We start from the raw sequence: 10191 nt of genomic DNA, 5'->3' as shown, positions 1-10191 counted from the left end.
CTGCTCGATCAGGGCCAGGCTGGCGACAACATCGGCGCACTGGTTCGCGGCGTTGGCCGTGACGACGTTGAGCGCGGTCAGGTTCTCTGCAAGCCGGGTTCGGTTAAGCCGCACACCAAGTTCAAGGCAGAAGCATACATTCTGACCAAGGACGAAGGTGGCCGTCATACGCCGTTCTTCACCAACTACCGCCCGCAGTTCTACTTCCGTACGACTGACGTGACCGGTGTTGTGACCCTGCCGGAAGGCACGGAAATGGTTATGCCTGGCGACAACGTCACCGTTGACGTTACGCTGATCGTCCCGATCGCCATGGAAGAGAAGCTCCGCTTCGCTATCCGTGAAGGTGGCCGCACCGTCGGTGCAGGCATCGTCGCTTCGATCATCGAGTAATTAAGGTTTGTGCAGGAGCGTCTCTCCGGAGACGCTCCGCGTAACAAGGAACAGATGAAATGAACGGTCAAAACATCCGCATTCGCCTTAAGGCGTTTGATCATCGGATCCTTGACGCTTCGACGCGGGAAATCGTGTCGACTGCCAAGCGTACCGGTGCAAATGTGCGCGGACCGATCCCGCTTCCTACGCGGATCGAGAAGTTCACAGTTAACCGGTCGCCGCACATCGACAAGAAGAGCCGCGAGCAGTTCGAGATGCGCACGCACAAGCGTCTTCTCGATATCGTTGACCCGACCCCGCAGACTGTTGACGCGCTGATGAAGCTCGATCTGTCCGCAGGTGTCGATGTCGAGATCAAGCTTTAATCGGCTTGAGGACGGAAGGAACGAACCCGATGCGTTCAGGTGTTATTGCACAGAAGCTGGGCATGACCCGCGTCTATAACGACGCCGGCGAGCATGTGCCGGTGACGGTTCTCCGCATGGAGAATTGCCACGTGGTAGCTCAGCGTACAGTTGAAAAGAATGGTTACACGGCTGTTCAGCTTGGCGTTGGTATCGCCAAAGTGAAGAACACGTCCAAGGCTATGCGCGGTCATTTCGCGAAGGCCGAGGTCGAGCCCAAGGCGAAGCTTGCGGAATTCCGCGTTTCTCCGGACAACCTCCTCGAAGTCGGCGCGGAAATCACCGCCGAACACTTCGTCGCCGGCCAGAAGGTCGACGTGACGGGTACTTCGATCGGTAAAGGTTTTGCCGGTGTTATGAAGCGTCACAATTTTGCTGGTCATCGTGCCTCCCACGGTAACTCCGTTACCCACCGCGCTCACGGCTCGACCGGTCAGCGTCAGGACCCGGGTAAGGTGTTCAAGGGCAAGAAGATGGCTGGTCATATGGGCCAGACCCGCGTGACCACGCAGAATATTGAAGTTGTCTCGACGGACACTGATCGTGGCCTCATTCTGGTCCGCGGCGCGGTTCCGGGCTCCAAGGGCGCCTGGATCATCGTCCGCGACGCAGTCAAGGTCTCGCTGCCAGAAAGCGCGCCGAAGCCGGCCGCTCTGCGTGCAGGTGCCGCCAAGGCTGAAGTCGCCGCGACTGAGGGAGCCGAATAATGGATCTCACGATTACAACTCTTGAAGGCAAGGATGCCGGCAAGGTCAAGCTGAACGAAGATATCTTCGGCCTCGACCCGCGTGACGACATTCTTCAGCGCGTCGTGCGCTGGCAGCTGGCTCGCCGCCAGCAGGGCTCCCATCAGGCTCAGGGCCGTGGCGACGTAAGCCGCACCGGCGCGAAGATGTACAAGCAGAAGGGTACGGGTCGCGCTCGTCACCATTCGGCTCGCGCTCCGCAGTTCCGCGGTGGTGGTCAGGCTCACGGACCAGTTGTCCGTAGCCATGAACACGACCTGCCGAAGAAGGTTCGCGCTCTTGGCCTGCGTCATGCTCTTTCCGCCAAGGCAAAGGCATCCGACCTGATCATCATCGATGATCTGGCGGCTTCCGAAGCCAAGACGAAGCAGCTTGTTTCTCAGTTCGCCAAGCTCGGTCTTGAAAATGCACTCCTCATCGGTGGTGCAGAGATCGACGTGAACTTCCAGCGTGCGGCTTCGAACATCCCGAACATCGACGTTCTGCCAGTGCAGGGCATCAATGTTTACGACATTCTTCGCCGTGGCAAGCTCGTGCTTTCCAAGGCGGCTGTCGAAGCCCTCGAGGAGCGTTTCAAATGACTGATCTTCGCCATTACGACGTGATCGTCAGCCCGGTTATCACCGAGAAGTCTACTCTGGTTTCTGAACACAACCAGGTCGTCTTCAACGTAGCCCGCAAGGCAACGAAGCCGGAAATCAAGGCTGCAGTCGAAGCGCTGTTCGGCGTCAAGGTTACCGCAGTCAACACTGCAGTGCGCAAGGGTAAGGTCAAGCGGTTCCGCGGCATTATCGGGCGCCAGAGCGACGTCAAGAAAGCGATCGTTACTTTGGCCGAAGGCCAGAGCATCGACGTTTCGACCGGTCTCTGAGAGGCCTTGGAGTAAGAGACAATGGCACTCAAGCATTTTAATCCGACCACGCCAAGCCAGCGTCAGCTGGTCATCGTGGATCGCTCGGAACTCTACAAGGGCAAGCCGGTCAAGTCCCTGACCGAAGGTCTGTCCAAGAAGGGTGGCCGTAATAACACTGGTCGTATCACTGTTCGCTTTCAGGGCGGTGGTCACAAGCGTTCGTACCGCTTCATCGACTTCAAGCGTCGCAAGCTTGACGTCGTCGGCACCGTCGAACGCCTGGAATACGATCCGAACCGCACCGCGTTCATCGCGCTGATCCGTTACGAAGACGGTGAACTCGCATACATCCTGGCTCCGCAGCGTCTTGCTGTTGGCGACAAGGTTGTTGCTGGTAACTCCGTCGACGTGAAGCCGGGCAACGCAATGCCGCTCGCTTCGATGCCTGTTGGCACGATCGTCCACAACGTCGAACTGAAGCCTGGTAAGGGCGGTCAGATCGCACGTTCGGCTGGCACCTACGCCCAGCTCGTCGGTCGCGACCAGGGCATGGCGATCCTGCGCCTCAACTCTGGTGAACAGCGTCTGGTTTCCGGCGCCTGCTTCGCTTCGGTTGGTGCAGTTTCGAACCCGGATCACGGCAATATCAACGACGGCAAGGCCGGTCGTTCGGTATGGCGTGGCAAGCGTCCGCACGTTCGCGGTGTTGCAATGAACCCGGTCGATCACCCGCATGGTGGTGGTGAAGGTCGTACCTCGGGTGGTCGTCACCCTGTCACTCCGTGGGGCAAGCCTACGAAGGGCAAGAAGACGCGCTCGAACAAGGCGACCGACAAGTTCATCATGCGTTCGCGCCATCAGCGCAAGAAGTAAGAGAGGTAGTCTAAAGTGGCTCGTTCAGTTTGGAAAGGTCCGTTTGTCGACGGCTATCTTCTCAACAAGGCTGAGAAGGTACGCGAAGGCGGTCGTAACGAAGTTATCAAGATGTGGAGCCGCCGCTCCACCATCCTGCCGCAGTTTGTCGGTCTGACTTTCGGCGTCTACAACGGCAACAAGCATGTGCCGGTGTCGATTTCGGAAGAAATGGTCGGACACAAGTTCGGTGAATTCGCGCCTACGCGTACCTACTACGGTCACGGCGCGGACAAGAAGGCAAAGAGGAAGTAACGATGGGCAAGGCCAAGGCTCCCCGCCAGCTTAAGGATAACGAGGCGAAAGCCGTCGCCCGTACGCTCCGCGTCAGCCCGCAGAAGCTTAACCTTGTCGCGAGCTTGATTCGCGGCAAGAAAGTGAATGCGGCACTTGCCGATCTGACGTTCTCGCGCAAGCGGATCGCCGATACGGTTAAGAAGACGCTTGAGTCGGCGATTGCAAACGCTGAAAACAATCACGACCTCGACGTCGATGCTCTGATCGTCGCCGAAGCCTATGTCGGTAAGTCGATCGTCATGAAGCGCTTCCACGTCCGCGGACGTGGTAAGGCAAGCCGTATCGAGAAGCCGTTTTCGCATCTCACCATTGTTGTCCGCGAAGTCGCGGAAAAAGGGGAGGCCGCATAATGGGTCAGAAGATTAATCCGATCGGTCTTCGTCTCGGCATCAACCGCACCTGGGATTCGCGTTGGTACGCAAATACCGGTGAGTACGGCAAGCTGCTGCATGAAGATGTCAAGATCCGTGAGTTCCTCACCGAAGAACTCAAGCAGGCTGCGATTTCGAAGATCGTGATTGAGCGTCCGCACAAGAAGTGCCGCGTGACGATTCACTCGGCTCGTCCGGGCATCATCATCGGCAAGAAGGGTGCAGACATCGAAAAGCTCCGCAAGAAGCTTTCCGAGATGACCAATGCCGATACTTCGCTCAACATCGTTGAAGTTCGCAAGCCGGAAATCGACGCTACGCTGATCGCTCAGTCGATCGCTCAGCAGCTCGAACGCCGTGTGGCATTCCGTCGCGCCATGAAGCGTGCCGTTCAGTCGGCAATGCGTCTTGGAGCCGAAGGTATCCGTATCAACTGCTCGGGTCGTCTGGGTGGCGCGGAAATCGCTCGCATGGAATGGTACCGTGAAGGTCGCGTTCCGCTTCACACTCTGCGCGCCGATATTGACTACGGCACAGCAGAAGCGAAGACCGCTTATGGTATCTGCGGCGTGAAGGTCTGGGTCTTCAAGGGCGAGATCCTTGAACACGATCCGATGGCTTCCGAACGTCGTGCGGTCGAGGGTGACAATCAGGGTTCCTCGTCGAACCGCCGCCGCGAAAACGCTTAAAAAGCGGGCCGCGGGCGAGAAATTTGGAGTAGAGAACAATGATGCAGCCTAAGCGCACCAAGTTCCGCAAGCAGTTCAAGGGCCGTATCCACGGCAACTCGAAGGGCGGCACGGATCTGAATTTCGGTGCTTTCGGTCTGAAGGCTCTCGAGCCGGAACGCGTCACCGCACGTCAGATCGAAGCGGCTCGCCGCGCGATCACCCGTCACATGAAACGTGCCGGTCGCGTGTGGATCCGCATCTTCCCTGACCTGCCGGTTACTTCGAAGCCTACCGAAGTCCGTATGGGTAAAGGTAAGGGTTCGGTTGACTACTGGGCATGCCGTGTGGCACCAGGTCGCGTAATGTTTGAGCTTGACGGCGTACCCGAAGATGTGGCACGCGAAGCCCTCAGACTCGGCGCAGCAAAGTTGCCGATCAAGACGCGCTTTATCCAGCGCATTGCTGAATAAGGAGAGGCAACTATGAAAGCCGCAGACGTTCGGGCGAAAAGCACCGATCAGATGAACGACGAGTTGGCCGCACTGAAGAAAGAACAGTTCAATCTGCGCTTTCAGAAGGCTACCGGCCAGCTCGAAAAGACCGCGCGCGTGAAGCAGGTTCGCCGCGACATTGCGCGTATTAAGACTATTGCCCGCCAGAAGGCGGCCGAAAGCAAGGCATAAGGAAAAAATATCATGCCTAAACGCGTTCTGCAGGGCGTTGTCGTCAGCGATAAGAACGACAAGACTGTTGTGGTTAAGGTTGAGCGTCGCTATTCGCATCCGCTCCTCCAGAAGACCGTGCGTCAGTCGAAGAAGTACAAGGCGCATGACGAAAACAACCAGTTCAAGGTTGGTGATTCCGTTTCCATTCAGGAATCGGCTCCAATCTCGAAGGACAAACGCTGGGTCGTTCTGACGAACGAAGCAGCGGGCTAAATTACAAACACGCAGCTTAGGTAGGGCAGGAGCCCTTAACCAGCTGAAGGAAAAGAAGGCGGCCAGTCATGATTCAGATGCAAACAAACCTCGACGTGGCGGATAACTCCGGCGCACGTCGTGTCATGTGCATCAAGGTGCTGGGCGGCTCGAAGCGGCGTTATGCTTCCGTTGGCGACATCATTGTGGTGTCGATCAAGGAAGCTATTCCGCGCGGCCGCGTCAAGAAGGGTGACGTGATGAAGGCGGTTGTTGTACGCACCGCCAAGGACATCCGTCGTCCGGACGGCAGCGTAATTCGTTTTGATAACAACGCAGCTGTTCTCATCGATAACAAGAAAGAGCCTATCGGCACGCGTATCTTCGGACCGGTTCCGCGCGAACTTCGCGCAAAGAACCACATGAAGATCATCTCGCTGGCTCCGGAAGTTCTGTAAGGAAGCACAACGATGCAAAAGATTCGCAAAGGCGACAGCGTTGTCGTGCTGTCCGGTAAGGACAAGGGCCGTAAGGGCGAGGTCCTTAAGGTTATGCCTAAGGACGAGCAGGCGCTCGTACGCGGCATTAATATTGTGAAGCGTCATCAGCGCCAGACCCAGACCCAGGAAGCCGGCATTATCTCCAAGGAAGCGCCGATCCACCTGTCCAACCTGGCAATTGTTGATCCCAAGGATGGCAAGCCGACCCGCGTCGGTTTCCGCGTTGAGGACGGCAAGAAGGTTCGTGTCGCAAAACGTTCTGGAGCGCTGATCGATGGCTGAAGCTAAGGCACTTCCACGCTTCAAGAAGCTTTATCAGGATAATATCCGTAAGGCTCTGCTTGAAGAGTTCAAATACGACAACGAGATGCAGATCCCACGCATCACGAAGGTTGTCCTCAATATGGGCGTTGGCGAAGCCACCGGCGATTCGAAGAAGCCGTCGGTAGCCGCAGAAGACCTCAGCCAGATTGCTGGCCAGAAGGCCGTCATCACGCGCGCCCGTAACTCGATCGCAACCTTTAAGTTGCGTGAAGACATGCCGATCGGCACGAAGGTTACCCTTCGCCAGGACCGCATGTATGAATTCCTTGATCGTCTGGTTACGATTGCTCTTCCTCGCGTTCGCGACTTCCGCGGCCTGAACCCGAAGAGCTTTGACGGACGTGGCAACTTTGCCATGGGCATCAAGGAGCACATCGTGTTCCCCGAAATCAACTACGATAAAGTTGATCAGATCTGGGGCATGGACATCATCGTTTGCACGACCGCCAAGACGGATGATGAAGCGCGCTCTCTTCTGCGTGCATTCAACTTCCCGTTTCGGCAGTAACGGCAAGCGTAGCGAGGTATAGATAACATGGCCAAGACTAGCGCAGTCGAAAAAAACAAGCGCCGCGAAAAGTTGGTTAAGCGTCATGCTGAAAAGCGTGCACGCCTGAAGGCGATCGTAATGGATCAGGGCCTTCCGCTGGAGGAGCGCTTCCGCGCCACTATCCGGCTTGCCGAACTGCCGCGCAATTCATCGAAGGTTCGTATTCGCAATCGTTGCGAAGTTTCGGGCCGTCCGCGTGGTTATTACCGTAAACTGAAGATGTCGCGTATCGCGCTCCGTCAGTTGGGTTCGCTCGGTCAGATCCCGGGCATCGTCAAGTCGAGCTGGTAAGGAGTAGCATATGTCTGTGTCAGATCCTCTCGGCGATATGCTGACCCGTATCCGCAACGCAGTAGGCCGCAAGAAGACCAAGGTTACGACCCCGGCTTCGAAGCTGCGCGCTCGCGTTCTCGATGTTCTTCAGTCTGAAGGTTACATCCGCGGATATTCGCAGAGCGAATTCGTGAACGGCAAGGCCGAGATCGAAATCGAGCTGAAGTATTATGAAGGTGTTCCGGTTATCCGCGAGATCAGCCGCGTATCGAAGCCTGGTCGTCGCGTTTACGTGTCGGTCAAGTCGATCCCGCAGGTCGCGAACGGCCTCGGCATCTCGATCCTCTCCACGCCGAAGGGCGTTATGGCGGATCATGAAGCCCGTGAACAAAACGTTGGTGGTGAGCTGCTCTGCCGCATCTTCTGATGCGGTTGACAGCGAACAGATAAAAGACAGGTATAAAAATGTCTCGTATCGGTAAAAAACCCGTGCCGGTCCCGGCAGGCGTGACCGCCAGTGTTGATGGGCAGATCGTCAAGGCCAAGGGCGCGAAGGGGGAACTCTCCTTCGTCGTGCACGATGAAGTTCTGGTTAAGCTGGAAGACGGCGCTGTCAGCGTCGATCCGCGCGATCAGTCTAAGGAAGCTCGTTCGAAGTGGGGCATGTCCCGCACGATGATCTCCAACATTTTTGTTGGCGTGAAGGACGGCTTCGAAAAGAAGCTCGAAATCAGCGGCGTTGGTTATCGCGCTGCCATGCAGGGCAAGAACTTGCAGCTTTCGCTCGGCTTCAGCCACGAAGTGGTTTATGACGTGCCTGCTGGTATTACTGTTGCTGTACCGAAGCCGACGGAAATCGTCATCAACGGTATCGACAAGCAGCAGGTCGGTCAGGTCGCGGCTGAGATCCGCGAATATCGCGGCCCCGAGCCTTACAAGGGCAAGGGCGTCAAGTATGCGGGCGAGAAGATCGTTCGCAAAGAAGGCAAGAAGAAGTAAGGGAAGCGCGTCATGGCATCGCCAAAAGAAACTTTGCAGCGTCGCGCTGCTCGCGTGCGCCGTCAGCTCAAGTCTGTCGCCAACGGCCAGCCACGCCTCAGCGTGCACCGTTCTTCCAAGAACATCTACGCCCAGATCATCGACGACGTCCGCGGCGTTACGCTCGCGGCCGCTTCGACCCTCGATGGCGACCTCAAGGGCAAGCTCAAGACCGGTGCGGACCAGGCAGCAGCAGCTGCTGTTGGCAAGCTGGTTGCTGAGCGTGCCGCCAAGGCTGGCGTCAAGAACGTAGTGTTCGACCGTGGAGCTTTCATTTTCCACGGCCGCGTGAAGGCTCTCGCCGAAGCTGCCCGCGAAAGCGGCCTCAGCTTCTAATAGAAGTTTGTGCTTCCGGAAAAGAAAAAAGGAAATCAGGATATGGCACAGAGAGAACGTAACCGCGAAGACCGCGGTCGCGAGGAGCGCGACAGCGAGTTCGTTGACAAGCTCGTTCACATCAACCGCGTAGCCAAGGTCGTCAAGGGCGGCCGTCGCTTCGGTTTTGCTGCTCTCGTCGTCGTTGGCGATCAGAAGGGCCGCGTAGGCTTCGGTCATGGCAAGGCACGTGAAGTGCCGGAAGCTATCCGTAAGGCTACCGAAGCTGCTAAGCGCGACATGATCTTCGTTCCGCTGCGTTCGGGTCGTACTCTGCATCATGACGTCGAAGGCCGTCATGGCGCTGGCAAGGTTCTGCTCCGTGCAGCTCCTGCCGGTAAGGGTATCATCGCCGGTGGTCCGATGCGTGCAGTGTTCGAAACGCTCGGCGTTCAGGACGTTGTTGCCAAGTCGCTCGGTTCGTCGAACCCATACAACATGGTTCGCGCGACGTTTGATGCCCTCAAGCATCAGATGCATCCGAAGGATATCGCGGCACAGCGCGGCATCAAGTACTCGACCCTTCAGGCTCGCCGCCATGATGTGGTCGGTTCGGAAGAATAGCCGATAGTTTGTGTTAGTCCGGGGCCTGACAGTTTCTGCAAGAAGTTGCATTCGATACTGAGCCGGGCCATCGGATATGCCATAGACAAAGGATTTGAGTGATGGCTGAGAAGAAGGGTAAGACGGTTACGGTCGAACAGATCGGAAGCCCTATCCGTCGTCCAGCCGAGCAGCGTGCAACGCTGATCGGTCTCGGACTTAACAAAATGCACCGCCGCCGCACGCTGGAGGATACTCCTTCGGTTCGTGGCATGATCGCCAAGGTTCAGCATCTCGTCCGCATCGTGGACGAGGCCTGATAACGCAGGGGATAGAGACATGAAACTCAACGATCTGCGTGACAAGCCAGGTTCCGTCAAGGCTCGCAAGCGCGTTGGCCGTGGTATCGGCTCGGGCACCGGCAAGACCGCTGGCCGCGGCGTCAAGGGTCAGAAGTCCCGTTCGGGCGTCGCGATCAATGGCTTTGAAGGCGGCCAGATGCCAATCTACCGCCGTCTGCCAAAGCGCGGCTTCACCAACATCTTCGCAAAGAGCTTCAACGTTGTGTCGCTCGGCCGTGTTCAGGCCGCTATCGACGCCGGCAAGCTGGATGCCAAGGCTGTTGTGAACCTCGAAGCGCTGAAGGCTGCTGGTGTGATTCGTCGCGCCAAGGACGGTGTTCGCATTCTTTCGGATGGCGAGCTGAAGGCTAAGGTAACCTTTGAGGTTGCTGGCGCTTCCAAGTCGGCAGTCGAGAAAATCGAAAAGGCTGGCGGCAGCATCAAGCTTCCGGAAGCCGCAGCTGCCGAATAAGGCTTCTGCACTAAAATTATAAGCGGCGGCCCAGAGCGATTCCGGATAAATGCAACGCATTTTTCTATTTGGAATTGCGATAAAAACTGGGCCGCCGCTTGCACATTTATGCCAATGCGCATATCTGGGTTGGGTCTTCTTGTCCGTGAGGATGCGGGTTGAATAAACGCGCGTCGATGGGGGTAGGGGACCGGAGACTTTTCACCGG

21 protein-coding genes and 1 pseudogene are annotated in these 10191 nt (G+C 57.1%); all 22 read left to right on the top strand.

All coding sequences use genetic code 11. The features are described 5' to 3' along the window. Positions 1 to 393: pseudogene (tuf, locus tag QBD01_RS19100) on the top strand (elongation factor Tu); the annotation flags it as partial. Positions 394 to 452: 59 nt separating this feature from the next. Then, entirely contained in the window at positions 453 to 761 is a 309-nt protein-coding gene (gene rpsJ, locus QBD01_RS19095) for a 30S ribosomal protein S10 (protein ID WP_002964363.1), read from the top strand. Between the two features lie 29 nt (positions 762 to 790). After that, entirely contained in the window at positions 791 to 1507 is a 717-nt protein-coding gene (rplC, locus tag QBD01_RS19090; protein WP_078340771.1) for a 50S ribosomal protein L3, read from the top strand. Next, positions 1507 to 2127, top strand: a complete 621-nt coding sequence (rplD, locus tag QBD01_RS19085) for a 50S ribosomal protein L4 (protein WP_078340772.1) — start codon at positions 1507 to 1509, stop codon at positions 2125 to 2127. Before rplC ends, rplD begins: the two co-directional genes overlap by 1 nt. Beyond that, a complete protein-coding gene (locus QBD01_RS19080; RefSeq protein WP_078340773.1) occupies positions 2124 to 2417 on the top strand; it encodes a 50S ribosomal protein L23 in 294 nt (97 codons plus the stop codon). Before rplD ends, QBD01_RS19080 begins: the two co-directional genes overlap by 4 nt. Before the next feature lie 21 nt (positions 2418 to 2438). After that, complete coding sequence (gene rplB / locus QBD01_RS19075) at positions 2439 to 3272, top strand: 50S ribosomal protein L2 (RefSeq protein ID WP_113533596.1); 834 nt, start codon at positions 2439 to 2441, stop codon at positions 3270 to 3272. A gap of 15 nt (positions 3273 to 3287) precedes the next feature. Beyond that, positions 3288 to 3566 carry a 30S ribosomal protein S19 gene (gene rpsS, locus QBD01_RS19070; protein WP_109369226.1) on the top strand — a complete coding sequence of 93 codons (279 nt, stop codon included), beginning with the start codon at positions 3288 to 3290 and terminating at the stop codon, positions 3564 to 3566. Between the two features lie 2 nt (positions 3567 to 3568). After that, positions 3569 to 3958: a 50S ribosomal protein L22 gene (gene rplV, locus QBD01_RS19065; RefSeq protein ID WP_182521792.1), complete on the top strand. Its 390-nt coding sequence runs from the start codon at positions 3569 to 3571 to the stop codon at positions 3956 to 3958. Next, the gene (gene rpsC, locus QBD01_RS19060; RefSeq protein WP_006467024.1) at positions 3958 to 4668 is read left to right on the top strand and encodes a 30S ribosomal protein S3; all 711 of its coding nucleotides are present in this window, start codon (positions 3958 to 3960) and stop codon (positions 4666 to 4668) included. The genes rplV and rpsC overlap by 1 nt, the downstream gene beginning before the upstream one ends. Positions 4669 to 4706: 38 nt before the next feature. Then, positions 4707 to 5120, top strand: a complete 414-nt coding sequence (gene rplP, locus QBD01_RS19055) for a 50S ribosomal protein L16 (protein WP_002964355.1) — start codon at positions 4707 to 4709, stop codon at positions 5118 to 5120. A gap of 12 nt (positions 5121 to 5132) precedes the next feature. After that, a complete protein-coding gene (gene rpmC / locus QBD01_RS19050) occupies positions 5133 to 5333 on the top strand; it encodes a 50S ribosomal protein L29 (RefSeq protein ID WP_078340776.1) in 201 nt (66 codons plus the stop codon). 12 nt (positions 5334 to 5345) lie between these two features. Next, a complete protein-coding gene (rpsQ, locus tag QBD01_RS19045) occupies positions 5346 to 5588 on the top strand; it encodes a 30S ribosomal protein S17 (RefSeq protein WP_109369223.1) in 243 nt (80 codons plus the stop codon). A gap of 68 nt (positions 5589 to 5656) precedes the next feature. Further along, positions 5657 to 6025 (top strand): 50S ribosomal protein L14, encoded by a 369-nt coding sequence (gene rplN, locus QBD01_RS19040; protein WP_004683923.1) that lies wholly within the window; start codon positions 5657 to 5659, stop codon positions 6023 to 6025. A gap of 12 nt (positions 6026 to 6037) precedes the next feature. Beyond that, the gene (gene rplX, locus QBD01_RS19035) at positions 6038 to 6349 is read left to right on the top strand and encodes a 50S ribosomal protein L24 (protein ID WP_078340778.1); all 312 of its coding nucleotides are present in this window, start codon (positions 6038 to 6040) and stop codon (positions 6347 to 6349) included. Continuing rightward, complete coding sequence (gene rplE, locus QBD01_RS19030) at positions 6342 to 6899, top strand: 50S ribosomal protein L5 (RefSeq protein ID WP_078340779.1); 558 nt, start codon at positions 6342 to 6344, stop codon at positions 6897 to 6899. The genes rplX and rplE overlap by 8 nt, the downstream gene beginning before the upstream one ends. Before the next feature lie 27 nt (positions 6900 to 6926). Then, complete coding sequence (rpsN, locus tag QBD01_RS19025) at positions 6927 to 7232, top strand: 30S ribosomal protein S14 (RefSeq protein ID WP_078340780.1); 306 nt, start codon at positions 6927 to 6929, stop codon at positions 7230 to 7232. Positions 7233 to 7242: 10 nt separating this feature from the next. Beyond that, a complete protein-coding gene (gene rpsH / locus QBD01_RS19020) occupies positions 7243 to 7641 on the top strand; it encodes a 30S ribosomal protein S8 (RefSeq protein ID WP_078340781.1) in 399 nt (132 codons plus the stop codon). 38 nt (positions 7642 to 7679) lie between these two features. Continuing rightward, positions 7680 to 8213, top strand: coding sequence for a 50S ribosomal protein L6 (rplF, locus tag QBD01_RS19015; RefSeq protein WP_078340782.1), 534 nt, complete (start codon positions 7680 to 7682; stop codon positions 8211 to 8213). A gap of 12 nt (positions 8214 to 8225) precedes the next feature. Beyond that, positions 8226 to 8588 carry a 50S ribosomal protein L18 gene (gene rplR, locus QBD01_RS19010; RefSeq protein ID WP_182521793.1) on the top strand — a complete coding sequence of 121 codons (363 nt, stop codon included), beginning with the start codon at positions 8226 to 8228 and terminating at the stop codon, positions 8586 to 8588. A 42-nt stretch (positions 8589 to 8630) separates the two neighbouring features. Continuing rightward, positions 8631 to 9191, top strand: coding sequence for a 30S ribosomal protein S5 (rpsE, locus tag QBD01_RS19005; protein ID WP_006467009.1), 561 nt, complete (start codon positions 8631 to 8633; stop codon positions 9189 to 9191). A gap of 101 nt (positions 9192 to 9292) precedes the next feature. Further along, positions 9293 to 9490 (top strand): 50S ribosomal protein L30, encoded by a 198-nt coding sequence (gene rpmD / locus QBD01_RS19000; RefSeq protein WP_078340784.1) that lies wholly within the window; start codon positions 9293 to 9295, stop codon positions 9488 to 9490. Positions 9491 to 9509: 19 nt separating this feature from the next. Beyond that, positions 9510 to 9983, top strand: a complete 474-nt coding sequence (gene rplO / locus QBD01_RS18995) for a 50S ribosomal protein L15 (RefSeq protein ID WP_078340785.1) — start codon at positions 9510 to 9512, stop codon at positions 9981 to 9983. The last annotated feature ends 208 nt before the right edge of the window (positions 9984 to 10191 follow it).

The organism is Ochrobactrum sp. 19YEA23, from assembly GCF_029909865.1.
Classification (GTDB): domain Bacteria; phylum Pseudomonadota; class Alphaproteobacteria; order Rhizobiales; family Rhizobiaceae; genus Brucella; species Brucella gambitense.
This window is presented reverse-complemented; position numbering and strand designations above follow the sequence as displayed.